The organism is Pseudomonas sp. P65(2024), assembly GCF_057480955.1.
The window spans coordinates 20,356-35,279 of the sequence record NZ_JBLIYX010000006.1; the positions used below are offsets into that span (position 1 = coordinate 20,356).

At 64.8% G+C, this 14,924-nt stretch carries 14 protein-coding genes; 5 read left to right on the forward strand and 9 right to left on the reverse strand.

Annotated elements, in window-relative coordinates:
* The first annotated feature begins 568 nt into the window (after positions 1 to 568).
* On the forward strand, positions 569 to 1,933 hold the full coding sequence (locus AC25MA_RS10730; protein ID WP_062360602.1) for a glutamine synthetase family protein: 1,365 nt from the start codon (positions 569 to 571) through the stop codon (positions 1,931 to 1,933).
* Positions 1,934 to 1,962: 29 nt separating this feature from the next.
* Positions 1,963 to 3,270 carry an NAD(P)/FAD-dependent oxidoreductase gene (locus AC25MA_RS10735; RefSeq protein WP_069016969.1) on the forward strand — a complete coding sequence of 436 codons (1,308 nt, stop codon included), beginning with the start codon at positions 1,963 to 1,965 and terminating at the stop codon, positions 3,268 to 3,270.
* A gap of 121 nt (positions 3,271 to 3,391) precedes the next feature.
* Here AC25MA_RS10735 and fadD1 read toward each other — a convergent pair whose 3' ends face one another.
* Positions 3,392 to 5,089 (reverse strand): long-chain-fatty-acid--CoA ligase FadD1, encoded by a 1,698-nt coding sequence (fadD1, locus tag AC25MA_RS10740; protein ID WP_028693064.1) that lies wholly within the window; start codon positions 5,087 to 5,089, stop codon positions 3,392 to 3,394.
* Positions 5,090 to 5,400: 311 nt separating this feature from the next.
* The gene (gene fadD2, locus AC25MA_RS10745) at positions 5,401 to 7,089 is read right to left on the reverse strand and encodes a long-chain-fatty-acid--CoA ligase FadD2 (protein ID WP_028693063.1); all 1,689 of its coding nucleotides are present in this window, start codon (positions 7,087 to 7,089) and stop codon (positions 5,401 to 5,403) included.
* A 201-nt stretch (positions 7,090 to 7,290) separates the two neighbouring features.
* On the opposite strand from fadD2, the gene AC25MA_RS10750 reads away from it, so the two are divergent.
* Both AC25MA_RS10750 and AC25MA_RS10755 read left to right on the forward strand, forming a co-directional pair.
* Positions 7,291 to 8,235, forward strand: coding sequence for an alpha/beta hydrolase (locus AC25MA_RS10750; protein WP_028693062.1), 945 nt, complete (start codon positions 7,291 to 7,293; stop codon positions 8,233 to 8,235).
* A gap of 33 nt (positions 8,236 to 8,268) precedes the next feature.
* Complete coding sequence (locus AC25MA_RS10755) at positions 8,269 to 8,739, forward strand: MaoC family dehydratase (RefSeq protein ID WP_028693061.1); 471 nt, start codon at positions 8,269 to 8,271, stop codon at positions 8,737 to 8,739.
* A gap of 42 nt (positions 8,740 to 8,781) precedes the next feature.
* Here AC25MA_RS10755 and AC25MA_RS10760 read toward each other — a convergent pair whose 3' ends face one another.
* From AC25MA_RS10760 to AC25MA_RS10785, 6 genes are all read right to left on the reverse strand, one after another.
* A complete protein-coding gene (locus AC25MA_RS10760) occupies positions 8,782 to 10,020 on the reverse strand; it encodes an RNA polymerase sigma factor (protein ID WP_028693060.1) in 1,239 nt (412 codons plus the stop codon).
* Positions 10,020 to 10,406: a YciI family protein gene (locus AC25MA_RS10765; protein ID WP_486972016.1), complete on the reverse strand. Its 387-nt coding sequence runs from the start codon at positions 10,404 to 10,406 to the stop codon at positions 10,020 to 10,022. Before AC25MA_RS10765 ends, AC25MA_RS10760 begins: the two co-directional genes overlap by 1 nt.
* 42 nt (positions 10,407 to 10,448) lie before the next feature.
* Positions 10,449 to 10,874: a YybH family protein gene (locus tag AC25MA_RS10770; protein WP_028693058.1), complete on the reverse strand. Its 426-nt coding sequence runs from the start codon at positions 10,872 to 10,874 to the stop codon at positions 10,449 to 10,451.
* A 94-nt stretch (positions 10,875 to 10,968) separates the two neighbouring features.
* Complete coding sequence (aac(6'), locus tag AC25MA_RS10775) at positions 10,969 to 11,421, reverse strand: aminoglycoside 6'-N-acetyltransferase (RefSeq protein WP_486972041.1); 453 nt, start codon at positions 11,419 to 11,421, stop codon at positions 10,969 to 10,971.
* 24 nt (positions 11,422 to 11,445) lie between these two features.
* On the reverse strand, positions 11,446 to 12,087 hold the full coding sequence (locus AC25MA_RS10780) for a LysE family translocator (RefSeq protein WP_028693056.1): 642 nt from the start codon (positions 12,085 to 12,087) through the stop codon (positions 11,446 to 11,448).
* A gap of 77 nt (positions 12,088 to 12,164) precedes the next feature.
* Entirely contained in the window at positions 12,165 to 13,124 is a 960-nt protein-coding gene (locus tag AC25MA_RS10785) for a threonine dehydratase (protein ID WP_486972017.1), read from the reverse strand.
* 75 nt (positions 13,125 to 13,199) lie between these two features.
* On the opposite strand from AC25MA_RS10785, the gene AC25MA_RS10790 reads away from it, so the two are divergent.
* Positions 13,200 to 14,567 carry an aminotransferase-like domain-containing protein gene (locus AC25MA_RS10790; RefSeq protein ID WP_486972018.1) on the forward strand — a complete coding sequence of 456 codons (1,368 nt, stop codon included), beginning with the start codon at positions 13,200 to 13,202 and terminating at the stop codon, positions 14,565 to 14,567.
* Between the two features lie 52 nt (positions 14,568 to 14,619).
* Here AC25MA_RS10790 and AC25MA_RS10795 read toward each other — a convergent pair whose 3' ends face one another.
* Positions 14,620 to 14,877: a DUF2790 domain-containing protein gene (locus AC25MA_RS10795; RefSeq protein WP_028693053.1), complete on the reverse strand. Its 258-nt coding sequence runs from the start codon at positions 14,875 to 14,877 to the stop codon at positions 14,620 to 14,622.
* Positions 14,878 to 14,924: the final 47 nt, after the last annotated feature.

Consider the following 14,924-nt stretch of genomic DNA (forward strand, 5'->3'; position numbering starts at 1 on the left):
ATGATGCAGGCGAGTGCTGCTTTTTCATGATCGGCAGGCGTAAGAGGCGCGATTGTCGCAGATTTGCGAAATCGATGCTGCCTGTGCCCGCCGTTCAGTCGCGATCACGTTCGAAATAGCGGGAGCGCTTGAACAACAACGGGGTAGCAATTGCGACGAAAAAAGCTGACCAGCCACCTGCCAACTAGCCTAAGACTGTGGGAAGCGTCCTAAGCTGCTGCAGCGCGGGGGGCAGACTTGCCAATGTTTAGCTCTTACCGGAATGAACGTCGCCATTCACTGCTTTAATCAACCTTACAGGCCATGTGAGTATCCAGGGATGCTTCCCGACCCGATGATCGCCCGCCCGCTGCCCCACCCTTCGCTGCCGAAGGCCAGGGCCCGTGCCGGTGAAAATCCGCTGGTCCATATCATTCTGGCGTTCTGGGCCCTGTGGCATTGCCGCCACGCGCGCCCACCGGACACTTCGCTCACGCATCCCTGACCCGACCCGGCCACCCTTGGCCGATTGACTCAGCCTGACCGCCCACCTGCGCGGCGGTCCTGCGTGCCCCAGAGCGAATCCACCATGCACTTTGCCCCCGCAGAGCAAGCCAGGCGTTTCCTGGCCGACAACCCCGATATCGACCTGATCGAACTGTTCATCCTCGATGCCAACGGCGTGCCACGCGGCAAGCTGCTGCACCGCGAGGAGCTGCTGGCAGTATTCGAAAGCGGCCGCCCGCTGCCCAGCACCATCCTCGGCCTGACCCTAAACGGCGACGATGTCGAAGACTCGGGCCTGGTCTGGGACGTCGGCGACATCGACTGCCGTGCCTATCCGCTGGACGGCAGCCTGGTACGCCTACCCTGGCGCCGGGTGCCGACCGCCGCCGTGCAGGTCAGCATGCACCCCAGCGAAGGCCTGCCGGCCAGCGTGGCCGATCCGCGCCATGTGCTGCTGCGGGTGATCGACGCGCTCAAGGCCGATGGTTTCCACCCGGTGATGGCCTGCGAGCTGGAGTTCTACCTGCTCGACCAGCAGCGCGACGCCCAAGGCCGGCCGCAGCCAGCGCTGGACAGCGACGGAGGACGTCCGCGCGGTACCCAAGTGTATGGCCTGCGCGAGCTGGAGCAGATCGAACCCTTCCTCGCCGACCTCTATGCCGCCTGCAAGGCCCAGGGCATCCCGGCCCGCACGGCGATCTCCGAATACGCGCCCGGCCAGGTGGAGATCACCCTGGAACACGGCGACGCACTCGAGGCGATGGACCAGGCCGTGCGCTACAAGCGCCTGGTCAAGGGCGTCGCCAACGCCCACGGCATGCAGGCCTGCTTCATGGCCAAGCCGTTCGCCCAGCTGGCCGGCACCGGCATGCACATGCACCTGAGCCTGGCGGACGCCGCCGGCAACAACCTGTTCGCCAGCGAGGACAAGGCGGGCACCCCGCTGCTGCGCCAGGCGGTGGCCGGCATGCTGCGTCACCTGCGCGAATCGTTGCTGATGTTCTGCCCCAACGCCAACTCGTTCCGCCGCTTCCAGGCCAACAGCTATGCACCGCTGGCACCGACCTGGGGCGTGGACAACCGCACCGTCAGCCTGCGCGTACCCGGTGGCCCGGCCAACAGCCGGCATATCGAGCACCGCATCTGCGGCGCCGACGCCAACCCTTACCTGGCCGCCGCCGCGATTCTCGCCGCCACCCACCAGGGCATCCGTGAACAACTCGATCCCGGCGCACCGGTCGAGGGCAACGGCTATGCCCAGGCCGGCGAACACCTGCCCACCGACTGGCTCACCGTCCTCGAGGCCCTGGAAAATTCGAGCTGGGCCCGAGAGGCGCTGGGCGAGGCCTTCCTCGGCGTCTACCTCAAGGTCAAGCGCGCCGAGTACCGCCAGTTCATGGCCGAGGTCGGCGAGCAGGACTGGCGCTGGTACCTGCACCAGGCCTGATGCCCACGAGATTACAAGAAGGAACAAGCATGAACGCAGCAGTGAACAACGGCCCGGCCCAGCGCGCGCCGTCCTATTACAGCGCCACCCTCAACGACACGACCGAATACCCCACGCTCAAGGGCACGGTGCAGGTGGACGTGGCGATCATCGGCGGCGGCTTTACCGGCGTGGCCACCGCGGTGGAACTGGCGGAACGCGGCCTGAAGGTGGCCATCGTCGAGACCAACCGCATCGGCTGGGGCGCCAGCGGGCGCAACGGCGGCCAGGTCACCGGCAGCCTGTCGGGCGACGAGGCCATGCGCACGCAGATGCGCGACCGGCTGGGCGCCGAGGTGGACGATTTCATCTGGCAGCTGCGCTGGCGCGGCCACCAGATCATCGAGCAGCGCGTCGAGCGCTACGGCATCCAGTGCGACCTCAAGCACGGCCACCTGCACGCGGCGATGAAACCGTCGCACATGAACGAGCTGCGCGCCTTCGAGGCCGAGGCCCGGCGTCGTGGCATGGGCGACCTGGTGCAGTTGCTCGACCGCGACGCCATGCAGCAGCACCTGCAGAGCCCGCTGTACCTCGGCGCGCTGAAGAACCGCCGCAACCTGCACCTGCACCCGCTCAACCTGTGCCTGGGCGAGGCCCGCGCCGCCCACGGGCTGGGCGCCCTGGTGTTCGAGAACTCCGAGGTGCTGGAGATCGTCCACGGCCCGCGCCCGGCGGTGGTCACCGCCCAGGGACGGATCGAGGCACGCCAGGTGATGCTGGCAGGCGACGTGTATCACAAGCTGGAGAAGCGCCAGCTCAAGGGCAAGATCTTCCCGGCCATGGGCGGTATCGTCACCACCGCGCCGCTGGGCGATCTGGCCGAGCAGATCAACCCGCAGGACCTGGCGGTGTACGACTGCCGTTTCGTCCTCGACTACTACCGCCTGACCGCCGACAAGCGCCTGCTGTTCGGCGGCGGCGCCAACTACTCCGGGCGTGATTCACGGGACATCGAAGGCGAACTGCGCCCGTGCATCGAGCGCACCTTCCCGGCGCTCAAGGGCGTGCCGATCGAGTTCCAGTGGAGCTGCGCCATGGGCATCGTGGTCAACCGCATCCCGCAGCTGGGCAAGCTGTCGGACAACGTCTGGTACTGCCAGGGGTATTCCGGGCACGGCATCGCCACCAGCCATATCATGGGCGAGATCATGGCCGAGGCATTGACCGGGACACTGGAGAAGTTCGATACGTTCGCGGGCTGCCGGCACATCAAGGTGCCGATGGGCGACTTGCTGGGCAATCCGCTGCTGGCGGCGGGGATGTGGTACTACCAGATGCTGGAAAAGCTGCGCTGAGTTTCCTGTATCGCAAACGTGGGAGCGGGCTTGACCCGCGATGGCTTCGACTCGTTACCTGAGCTGACGCTATCGCGGGGCAAGCCCGCTCCCACGTTTCAATCCCAAAGCGCGCTGCGGCTCAGGCGATCTTCTTCAGGCCCTGCTTCTTCAGCTCTTCGTCGCGCAGCTCGCGGCGCAGGATCTTGCCGACGTTGGTGGTCGGCAGCGCGTCGCGGAACTCGATGGCCTTGGGCACCTTGTAGCCAGTGACGTTGGCGCGCATGTGCTCCATCACCTGCTCCTTGGTCAGGGTCATGCCCGGCTTGACCACGATGAACACCTTGATCACCTCGCCGGACTTCTCGTCCGGGATGCCGATGGCCGCGCACTGCAGCACGCCCGGCAGCGCGGCGAGCACGTCTTCAAGCTCGTTGGGGTACACGTTGAAGCCGGACACCAGGATCATGTCCTTCTTGCGGTCGACGATGCGCATGTAGCCGTCCGGCTGGATCAGGGCGATGTCGCCGGTCTTCAGCCAGCCGTTGCTGTCGATGATCTCGGCGGTGGCGTCTTCACGCTGCCAGTAGCCCTTCATCACCTGCGGCCCCTTGATGCACAGCTCGCCCACCTCGCCCAGGGGCAACTCCTGGCCGTTGTCGTCGATGATCTTGCACAGGGTGGACGGCACCGGGATGCCGATGGTCCCCAGCTGGTTGGCCGAAGTCGGGTTGACCGCCGCCACCGGGCTGGTCTCGGTCATGCCGTAGCCTTCGCAGATAGCGCAGCCGGTCACCGTCTTCCAGCGCTCGGCCACACTCTGTTGCAGGGCCATGCCGCCGGACAGGGTGATCTTCAGCGCCGAGAAGTCGAGGTTGCGGAACGTCTCGTTGTTGCACAGGGCGACGAACAGCGTGTTGAGGCCAACGAAACCGCTGAACTTCCACTTGCCCAGTTCCTTGACCATGGCCGGCAGGTCGCGTGGGTTGCTGATCAGCACGTTGTGGTTGCCGATGAGCATCATGGCCATGCAATGGAAGGTGAAGGCGTAGATGTGGTACAGCGGCAGCGGGGTGATGAGGATCTCGCAGCCTTCGTGCAGGTTCGAACCCATCAGCGCGCGACACTGCAGCATGTTGGCGACCAGGTTGCGGTGGGTGAGCATCGCGCCCTTGGCCACGCCGGTGGTACCGCCGGTGTACTGCAGCACGGCAACATCGCCGGACTGCGGGTTGGCCTCGGTCACCGCACCGCCTTTGCCCAGCGCCAGGGCGTCGTTGAAGCGCACGGCGCCCGGCAGGTGGTAGGCCGGCACCATTTTCTTCACGTACTTGATGACGCTGTTGATCAGCAAACGCTTGAGAGGTGGCAACAGGTCGGCCACTTCGGTGACAATGACATGTTTGACCTGGGTCTTGGGCACCACCTTTTCCGCCAGGTGCGCCATGTTGGCCAGGCACACCAGGGCCTTGGCCCCGGAATCGTTGAACTGGTGCTCCAGCTCCCGCGCGGTGTACAGCGGGTTGGTGTTGACCACGATCAGGCCGGCACGCATGGCGCCGAACACGGCAACGGGATACTGCAGGACGTTGGGCAACTGGACCGCGATGCGATCACCCGGCTTCAGGTCGGTGTGCTGCTGCAACCAGGCGGCGAAGGCGCCGGACAGGGTATACAGTTCGCCGTAGGTGATGGTCTTGCCCAGGTTGCTAAAGGCAGGTTTGTCGGCAAAGCGTTGGCAGGATTGCTTGAGTACCGCCTGGATATTGGGGAATTCGTCAGGATTGATGTCCGCCGTGACCCCGGCTGGGTACTTATCCTTCCAAAAATGTTCGATCATGGAAGCCCGCTCCTTCAGCAACAGCGAATTCGGTACGCGTCGATGCGCTTATTATTGATATGAGAGGCCGGCTCATTGCAAACCGGATCCTCTGAAAGCGCGCCGAGAGTAACAGCTTTGCAAGGGGTCGCCTAGAGGCCGAAATGGGCTAACGGGTCACTAAAATGACTCAATGAACTATACAGGTCATTTTTAGAGTAATTATACAAAATGTCGCAAATCCGCCTGAAAGCCCTGCCCTAGATAGGCCTTGCGATTGCGTCAGCCTGGGCGACGACGCTGTCAGAGATGACACAATCGCGGGCCTACCATCAGGCGATGTCGCGCAACTCCCTACGAAGGATCTTGCCCACCGGCGTCATCGGCAGCGATTCGCGCAGCACGATGTGCTTGGGCACCTTGTAGCCGGTGAAGTTGGTCTTGCAGAACGCCTTGAGTTCATCGACGCTCACCCCGCCCGCACGCGGCACCACGAACAGCTTCACCGCCTCGCCGGTGCGCTCGTCCGGCACGCCGATCACCGCGCAGCTGGCCACCTGCGGATGGCCCATCACTACGTCCTCGATCTCGTTGGGATACACGTTGAAGCCCGAGACGATGATCATGTCCTTCTTGCGGTCGACGATGCGGGTGAAACCGTCCGGGTCGATGACGGCGATGTCGCCGGTCTTCAGCCAGCCTTCGGCATCCAGGACCTGGTTGGTGGCCTCAACCTGCTGCCAGTAGCCTTTCATGACCTGCGGTCCCTTGATGCACAACTCACCACGCTCGCCCAGCGGCTGCTCGTGACCTTCGTCGTCGATCACCTTGAACGCCGTGCCAGGCACCGGGAGCCCCACGGTCCCCAGGCGCGCCAACTGGCCATAGGGATTGGTGCTGGCCGCCGGCGAGGTTTCGGTCAGGCCGTAGCCTTCGACAATGCGGCAACCGGTGAGGGCCTCCCAGCGCTCCGCGGTGGCCTTGACCAGCGCGGTGCCGCCGGAGTTGGTGATCTTCAGCGCGGAGAAATCCAGCGACTTGAAACCGGGGTTGTCCATCAGCGCGACGAACAGCGTGTTCAAGCCCACCAGCGCCGAGAATCGCCACTTGCCCAGCTCCTTGATGAAGCCGGGGATATCCCGGGGGTTGGTGATCAGCACGTTATGGTTGCCGGTTACCATCATGCACATGCAGTTCGCGGTGAAGGCATAGATGTGGTAAAGCGGCAGCGGCGCGATCATCACTTCCTGCCCTTCCTTGATCAGCGGCTGGCCATCGGGGCCGTGCTGACCGAAGCAGGCCAGTACCTGGAGCATGTTGGCCACCAGGTTGCCATGGGTGAGCATGGCGCCCTTGGCCAGCCCGGTGGTGCCGCCGGTGTACTGCAGCACCGCGATGTTCTCCAGGGTTTGCGCCACCGGCCTGTGAGGGAGCTCGCGCCCCTGGCGCAGCACCTGCTTGAACGACACGGCCTGGGGCAACTGGTAGGCCGGCACCATCTTTTTCAGCTTGTCGACCACGGTGTTGACCAGCCAGCCCTTGGCCGTCGGCAGCAGGTCGCCCATCTTCGCCTCGATCAGGTACTCGATGCCGGTGTCGGGCAGCACCTCCTGCACACGCTTGCCGAACATGTTCAGGTACACCAGGGCGCGGGCGCCGGAGTCCTTGAACTGGTGGCGCATCTCGCGCTCGGTGTACAGCGGGTTGGTGTTGACCACGATCAGGCCGGCGCGCATGGCGCCGAACACCGCGATGGGGTATTGCAGGACATTGGGCATCTGCACCGCGATGCGGTCGCCCGGCACCAGTTCGGTGTGCTGCTGCAGCCAGGCGGCGAAGGCCGCCGAATGACGCTCGAGATCGGCATAGCTCAGGGTGACGCCGAGGTTGCTGTACGCCGGACGGTCGGCGAAGCGCTTGCAGCAGCGCTCGAAGACGTCGACGACGGATGTGTAGGCCTTCATGTCAATGGTGGAAGGTACGCCCGCCGGGCGCTTGTCGTTCCAGAAGTCGGCTTGCATTTATTGTTGTTCCTCTAACGGGACATCCCTGACCTGATCGCCTGCTGGCAAAAAGGTGTTCAGCCGACGTTAGCAGCTCTGTTGAGGGTGGCAAATACGCCAAGTGCCGCCATTAACATTGTGAATCTCTTTTCTGCCCTTCCTGCAATTGACGGCTTTGCGCATACACTGTTGGGCAACCTCCGCGCGCAAGGACCCGCCATGCCCCACGACGCCTTCTGGCTCCCCGCCAGCGAGCATTGCAGCCTTTATGTCCACCAATGGCTGCCGGCCACACCGGTCAAGGCCGTGGTGTTGCTGGCCCATGGCATGGCCGAGCACGCCGGGCGCTACCAGCGCCTGGGCCATGCGCTCAACGCCGCCGGCTACGGGCTGCTCGCCCCCGACCTGCGCGGCCACGGCCGCACCGCCGAGCTGGGCAGCCTGGGCCTGTTCGCCCGGCAAAATGGCTGGAATGCCGTACTCAACGACCTGGGCCTGCTGGCCCAGCACATCGGCCAGCAGTTTCCAGGAACCCCGCTGTTCCTGTTCGGCCACAGCATGGGCAGCTACATCGCCCAGGCCTACCTGCTGCACCACAGTGCCAGCCTGCAGGGCGCGATCCTCAGCGGCTCGAACTTCCAGCCGGTGGCGCTGTACCGCGCGGCGCGCCTGATCGCCCGTCTCGAGGCCTGGCGCCAGGGCCCTCTGGGCAAGAGCGCGCTGATCGACTGGCTGTCGTTCGGCTCGTTCAACAAGGCATTCAAGCCCAACCGCACCGCCTTCGACTGGTTAAGCCGCGATGACGCGGAGGTGGACAAGTACATCGCCGACCCGCTGTGCGGCTTTCGCTGCAGCAACCAGCTATGGCTCGACCTGCTGCAGGGCCTGGCGCAGATCAGTCAGAAAAAGAACCTGGCGCAGATCGATCCGAACCTGCCGATCTTCGTGGTGGGCGGCGAATGTGATCCGGTGAGTGCCGGCAAGCGTCTCACCCACCTGGCCGACGCCCTGCGCGCGACCGGCAACCGTCATGTACAGTTGCGCATCTACCCCGGCGCACGCCACGAAGTGCTCAACGAAACCCATCGCGACGAGGTCACCGCCGAGATCATCGGCTGGCTGGAGCAGGCGCTGGCCCTTGGCCGCCCCGCCCGCAGTGAATGATCGGCAGCCTCGCCCCCCACAAGGAAGCCCCTGATGACCCAGGTCACCAACACGCCTTACGAAGCCCTCGAAGTCGGCCAGAAAGCTGAATACAAGAAGTCCGTGGCAGAACGCGATATCCAGCTGTTCGCCGCCATGTCCGGTGACCACAACCCGGTGCATCTGGATGCCGAGTTCGCCGCCAAGAGCATGTTCAAGGAGCGCATTGCCCACGGCATGTTCAGCGGCGCGCTGATCAGCGCCGCGGTGGCCTGCACCTTGCCTGGCCCTGGCACCATCTATCTGGGCCAGCAAATGAGCTTCCAGAAGCCGGTGAAGATCGGTGACGAACTGACCGTGCGCCTGGAAATCCTCGAGAAGCTGCCCAAGTTCAAGGTGCGTATCGCCACCAACGTATACAACCAGAACGACGAGCTGGTGGTCGCCGGCGAAGCCGAGATCCTCGCGCCGCGCAAACAGCAGACCGTCGAGCTGGTGAGCCCGCCGGAATTCGTTGCCAGCTGAAAGTACAGCGGCTCCTACAGGTCTTGCACTCGGCCTGAGCGCTTACCCCAGCTCGCGTAAGCGTCGCTCGATATGACGACGCTCCGGCCCCTGCCGGGTAAGCGTCAGCGCCTGCTGCCAGGCCTTGCGGGCCTGTTCGGTATTGCCCAGTTGACGATGCAGTTCGGCGCGCGCGGCGTGGGCCAGGTGGTAGTCGCCCAATTCGCCCCGCTCGAGAATTGCTTCAACCGCGCGCAACCCGACCTGTGCGCCATCACGCCGGGCCAGGGCTGCGGCCCGGTTCAGCTCCACCACTGGTGACGGCCAGTGGCGCTGCAGCACATCATACAGGCCGACGATCTCGTCCCAGTCGGTGGCCTCGGCGCTGGGCGCTTCGGCATGCAGCGCGGCAATCGCCGCCTGCACGCTGTAGGGGCCGAACTCCCGACTGCCCAGTGCCTGGCGCACCAACTGGCTGCCCTCCTCTATCTGTGCCCGGTCCCACAGACCGCGGTCCTGCTCATCAAGCAGCACCAGCTCGCCGTGAGCGTCGCTGCGCGCGTTCTGCCGCGAGGCCTGCAACAGCATCAACGCCAGCAGCCCCAGCACTTCGGCATCCGGCAGCAATTGCGCCAGCAACCGGCCCAGGCGGATGGCTTCGTCAGTCAGCGCACGCGTGGTCACATCCTCGCCCGAAGATGCCGAATAGCCCTCGTTGAACACCAGGTAGATCACCCGCAGCACGCTCTCCAGCCGCTCCGGCAATTCGCCCAGCTCCGGTACCTGGTAGGGGATCTTCGCATCGCGGATCTTGGCCTTGGCCCGCACGATGCGCTGGGCGATGGTCGCCGGGCTCTGCAGGAAGGCGCGGGCGATCTGCTCGGTGGTCAGGTCGCAGACCTCACGCAATGTCAGCGGCACCTGGGCATCGAAGGCCAGGGCCGGGTGGCAGCAGGTAAAGATCAGGCGCAGCCGATCATCGACCAGCAGTTCCTGCTCGCCCGGATCCTGGGCCTCGCCTTCCAGCAGCATGATCAGGTCCGCCTGGGAGCGGTCGAAGCGGGCACGCCGGCGCAAGGCGTCGATGGCCTTGAAACGGCCGGCGGAGACCAGCCAGGCCCGCGGATTGTCCGGGATGCCATCGCGCTGCCAACGTTCGACGGCAATGAAGAACGCGTCATGCAAGGCCTCCTCGGCCAGGTCGAAGTCTCCCAGCAGGCGGATCAGGGTGGCCAGGATGCGCCGGGAGTCGCGGCGGTAGACCGCCGCCACTTCATCACGGATTTGCCCTTCGCTGTTCATCAGCCCGGCGATACCTGGTTCATTGTGGTTCTCCATTCACGTAAGGGTTGCAGCTCTCGCACCGGGCGCACTTCGACGCTGCCGACCCGCGCCGCGGGAATGCCCTTGGCGATGTTCAACGCTTCATTGAGGTCGCGGGCATCGACCAGGTAGAAACCGGCCAACTGCTCCTTGGTCTCGGCGAACGGGCCATCGGTCAGGCTCATCCGACCGGCGCGCACACGCACCGTTGTGGCCGTCTGCACGGGCTTGAGCGCCTCGGCGGCGATCATCCGCCCGGAGCCCTGGATGGACTCGGCGTAAGCCATGCATTCGGCGTCCTCGGGGCTGTCGGGCAGGCTGTGCAACAGCGCTTCATCACAATAGACCAGGCACAGGTATTTCATGATCGTCTCCGGGGCAAGGTGGCGATGGGCGGTCGAGGGCATTCAGGGTTTGAGATCGAACAGCGCTTTTTGCGTTTCCATGTCGAACGGCGCCGACCAGTGTTCGTGGATGACCTGCCATTGGCCGGCGCTGCGCCGGTAGCCGACAGTGGCGCGCATGAAACCGCACTGGCTCTCATCGTCGCCCGGGCCACAGCGGTTGAGCCAGTGGGCCAGGCCCAGGTCGCCGTCGGCGTGCACGGTCAGTTGCGCCAGTTCGAACACCATCGGCCCGGTGCACATGCCCATGCACATTTCCCAATGGGCGCGGTAGGCGGCCTTGCCTTTGAATTGCAGGGCCTGGATGGCGTCGAAGGCAAGAATGTCGTCGGCGTAGGGGGCGACGATACGGTCCACGTCACGCTCGCGCACGGCTTGCATCCACTGCTCGATCAGTTGCTCCAGTTCACGCTCGGCTTCAGTGTTCATCGGTGTTTGCTCCGAAGATTCATCAGGGTTGGTGGTGACGCTTTCAACACTGGTCGAACGGGAAAACGGCAAATCGACAACTGCCCGGAAATTTTCAGTCGAGGGGCGCGACTGGCTTGAGGAAGTACACGACACGCTCGGTCTCGGCAAAGCCCAGGGCCGCGTGCATGCGCTGGCTGCCAAGGTTGTCCAGCGCGGCGTCCGAGGCCAGCTCGCGGCAACCTTTGCCATCGGCCCACCGTTCGACAGCCGCGATCAGCTGGCGGGCGACACCCTGGCCGCGTGAAGCCTGTTCGACAAAGACGCCTTCAAGGTACGCCACCGGCGAAGTGTTGCTGCCATTGACATAGTCATGACGCACCGACGCCTCGGCCAGCCCTTGCGCCCTGCCCTGCTCGTCATACGCCAGCAGGGCCACGAAGGTTGCGGGGCGGTCGGCGATATCGACCATTTCCGCCAGGTGGTCAGTCGCCGCACTGTCGGGCCACAAGGCGCTGCGCAAGTGCAGCCAGGCCGGACTGCCCGGGTCAGTGCAGGGTTGGATCATTGCCATTTCTGGGAACTCCATGACTCAAACAGGTGTAGACAAGATGAACTCACGATAACCGGAGAGAATCACATACACAGCGAAATAACAGAAAATGGCCGCCGACAGCAGGTAGGACCACGTCAGCAGCCGATCCCCAAGCAGACGCCCACCATGGCTGGCGATGCCGCAGAGCGACACGCACCAGACCAACCCGGCGGCGAAGAAGCCCCCGAGGAACAGTCCCGCATCGAGCAGACTGCCGCCACCGGACCTTGAGATCAGCACCCCACCCACCGCCGCGAACCAGAGGATCGCACTGGGCGATGACATGGCCAGGAAGATCCCACGCAGGAACTCGCGCCAGCCCGACTCCACCACCACCTCGCCCCGCGACTCCAGATGCCCGCCGCGCCAGGCCGCCAGCAACATCTTCACGGCAAACCACACCAGCAGCGCCGAGCCGCCCAGCCACAAGGTCCAGCGCACGCTTTCGAACTGCAACAGCACGGTCATCCCGGCCAAAGCAGCAATTGCATAGACCAGGTCGCCGACGCAGGTACCCAGGCCCAGCCAGAACCCCTGGAGAAACCCGCGCTGCATGGCCAGGGTGATCATGGCGATATTGGCCACCCCGATATCCAGGCAAAGGGAAAGACTGAGCAGAAAACCGTTGGAGAAAGGCATGGCGCACTCTGGGCATATTCAGGGGTGCACATTGAACCCGAGGGGGCGCTTGCCGTACAGAAAGAAAGCTCACTCGCTCAGACAGGCCCCGCCAACACCTGCGCATAGCGCCCGCGATCCACATTAGCGCCACTGAGCACCACAGCGACACGCTTGCCGGCCTGGCGCCCACGCTCCTGCATCAATGCGGCCAGGGCAGCGGCACCGGCACCTTCGGCGGTATTGTGGGTGGTCTCGTAATAGAGGCGCATGGCCTCGGCGATCTCGTCATCGCTCACCCGCACGATACGTGCGGCATGCTCGCGCACCAGGGCGAAGGCGTCGGGGTGCGGCACGCGGCAGGCCATGCCGTCGGCGAAAGTGTCGGCGCTGGCGGTGGTGACGATGCGCCCCCGCTCGAAGCTCTGGGCATAGGCATCCGCAGCACTGGAGACCACGCCGACGATCTCGGTGTCCAGCCCCAGCAGGTTGCGCGCCTGGATCAGCCCGCAGATGCCCGAACCCATGCCGATCGGCACGTACACGCAATCCAGGCCAGCCACCGCCTCGAACAGCTCCAGCGCATAAGTGGCCACGCCACGCACCAGTTCCGGGTGGAACGACGGGACCATCGCGTAGCCGCGCGCCTCGGCCACGCGCGCCGCCTCTTCACGGGCAACGTCGAAGTCCACGCCGTGCTCCACCAGTTCCGCGCCCAGGGCACGCATGGCGGCGTTCTTCTCTCGCGAGTTGCCTTCAGGCACCACGATCACCAGCGGCAAGCCCGCCTGGCGCGCGGCCAGGGCCATGCTCTGGCCATGGTTGCCGCGGGTGGCGGTGACCAGCCCGCGCGGGACGTCGCCGCCGGCCAGCAGGGAACGCACGTAGACCAGCCCGCCACGCACCTTGAAGGCACCGGTGGGGGCATGGTTCTCGTGCTTGACCCAGAGTTGGCAACCCAACCGCTCGGCCAGCAGCGGCCAGGCATGCTGCGGGGTCGGTGGCACGTGCTGGTGAACAAAATCGGCGGCTTCACGCAGGGCGGGCAAGTCGAACATGGCGATCTTCCTTCATCGGTAGGGCTTGATCCGATCCTAAGCGCCGGTCATTGTATGGGTCCAAATATATATTGCATGGGTAGCAATTTCGTGTGGATTCCCGCCCTGCCAGACAACGACCAGCCGCGCTACCTGGCGCTGGTCGAGGCCATTGCCAGCGCCATCGAACAGGGTGAGCTAAAAGCTGGTGAACGCCTGCCGCCCCAGCGTCGTCTGGCCTGGGCGCTGGGCCTTAACCCGAGCACCACGCAACAGGCTTACCGCGAAGCCGCGGCACGGCACCTGGTGTCCGGGGAGGTGGGGCGCGGCACCTATGTGCTGGCCAGCAGCAAGGAGGCGACGCTGTTTCGCCTCAAGCAGCCCGACCGCCAGCATCAGGTGATCGACCTGTCGACCAACGTGCCGGTGGCCGACCCGCACAATCTTGACCTCGAGTACAGCCTGCGCAGGTTGCTCGAACAGGGTGAAACCGCCCTGCTCGACCATTACCTGGGGCCGGAGCAACTGCTGCTGGGGCGGATCCAGGGCACTCGCTGGTTGGCCAATCGTGGCCTGGACCTCAGGCCGGAGGAAGTGTTGCTCTGCGGTGGCGCCCAGCAGGCCTTGGTAATGGTGTTGCAGTCGCTGTGCCAGGCGGGCGAGCCGGTGATGGTCGAGGCGTTGACCGCCCCGGGCATCAAGGCGGCCTGTCGTCAGTTGCGCCAGCCGGTGCACGGGGTCGCGCTGGATGAGCAGGGTTTGCGCCCTGACGAGCTGGACCGCGTCGTCCGGGCCAGTGGCGCGCGGGTGCTGGTGACCACCCCGACCCTGCATAACCCGACCGGGGCCTGCATGGGCGAGGCCCGGCGTCAGGCGCTGGCGGAAGTCGCCAAGCGCCACGACTTGCTGGTGATCGAGGATGACGTGTACGGCGCCTTGACTGATCGGCCACCGCTCTACCCTTTGCTCGAAGGCCGCGGCGTGCTGATCAGTAGCATGTCCAAGACCGTGGCCGCCGGCCTGCGCCTGGGCTGGATCGTGGCGCGGCCAGCGTTGCTGGAGCAGATCGATCCTTATGCCCAGGCCACCCACTGGTCGGTTTCGCCGTTGAACCTGCACATCGCTTGCCAGTGGATTTCGGACGGGACCGCCGCACGGCGACTGGCCTGGCAGCGGGAGGAACTGGCCGAGCGTTGGCGCCTGGCGCGGGCGTTGCTGGGTAATGCATTGCCGGTGGATGGCGTGCCTTCGCCACATGTCTGGCTGGCCACGCCTGGAGAGGCCGAGGCGCTGGTTGCCCGGTGTCGAGCGCAAGGGGTGGAGATCGTGCCGGCCAGCGTGTTCGCGGTGGGCACGGAGCGTGTGCGGGCAGTGCGGGTCAGCCTGTCGGCGGCGCACAGCCGGGCGCAGTTGAAGCAGGGGCTGGAGCTTCTGGGGGCGGGCTTGACCCGCGATTGCAACTGATCGCCATCGCGGGGCAAGCCCGCTCCCACGGGCCCTGGCGGGGCCAACAGGCTCAATTCAGCCGGCAACCCTCGCCCAAGGCACGGTACTGAAGGGTGTGCACCTGTCCTTGATGGTCCTCGTAGGTCATGGTGGCGGGCACCACTTCACAGACGTTGGGGATTGTCGACAGGCTGATCACGCGCTTGATGTCGAGGTTGGTGGAATAGTCATACTGCTCGACCACGGGTTGGGTGTCTGCGGTCTTGACCTGGTCCGCGAAGGCGAGCGAGGACATACCGACCAATGCAAGAATCAGTAAGGCTTTCATGGATAACGACCTTGATGGCTATCAAGCTGATCGCGTGACTTCTGATG

Bases quoted from the DNA above. Each gene is read 5' to 3' on its own strand.
- AC25MA_RS10760 (WP_028693060.1), bottom strand. From the start codon at position 10,020: ATGAACAGCGAAGGGCAAATCCGTGATGAAGTGGCGGCGGTCTACCGC.
- AC25MA_RS10785 (WP_486972017.1), bottom strand. From the start codon at position 13,124: ATGTTCGACTTGCCCGCCCTGCGTGAAGCCGCCGATTTTGTTCACCAG.
- AC25MA_RS10750 (WP_028693062.1), top strand. From the start codon at position 7,291: ATGCCCCACGACGCCTTCTGGCTCCCCGCCAGCGAGCATTGCAGCCTT.
- AC25MA_RS10790 (WP_486972018.1), top strand. From the start codon at position 13,200: ATGGGTAGCAATTTCGTGTGGATTCCCGCCCTGCCAGACAACGACCAG.
- AC25MA_RS10730 (WP_062360602.1), top strand. From the start codon at position 569: ATGCACTTTGCCCCCGCAGAGCAAGCCAGGCGTTTCCTGGCCGACAAC.
- AC25MA_RS10795 (WP_028693053.1), bottom strand. From the start codon at position 14,877: ATGAAAGCCTTACTGATTCTTGCATTGGTCGGTATGTCCTCGCTCGCC.
- fadD1 (WP_028693064.1), bottom strand. From the start codon at position 5,089: ATGATCGAACATTTTTGGAAGGATAAGTACCCAGCCGGGGTCACGGCG.
- AC25MA_RS10780 (WP_028693056.1), bottom strand. From the start codon at position 12,087: ATGCCTTTCTCCAACGGTTTTCTGCTCAGTCTTTCCCTTTGCCTGGAT.
- AC25MA_RS10755 (WP_028693061.1), top strand. From the start codon at position 8,269: ATGACCCAGGTCACCAACACGCCTTACGAAGCCCTCGAAGTCGGCCAG.
- fadD2 (WP_028693063.1), bottom strand. From the start codon at position 7,089: ATGCAAGCCGACTTCTGGAACGACAAGCGCCCGGCGGGCGTACCTTCC.
- AC25MA_RS10765 (WP_486972016.1), bottom strand. From the start codon at position 10,406: ATGAAATACCTGTGCCTGGTCTATTGTGATGAAGCGCTGTTGCACAGC.
- AC25MA_RS10735 (WP_069016969.1), top strand. From the start codon at position 1,963: ATGAACGCAGCAGTGAACAACGGCCCGGCCCAGCGCGCGCCGTCCTAT.
- AC25MA_RS10770 (WP_028693058.1), bottom strand. From the start codon at position 10,874: ATGAACACTGAAGCCGAGCGTGAACTGGAGCAACTGATCGAGCAGTGG.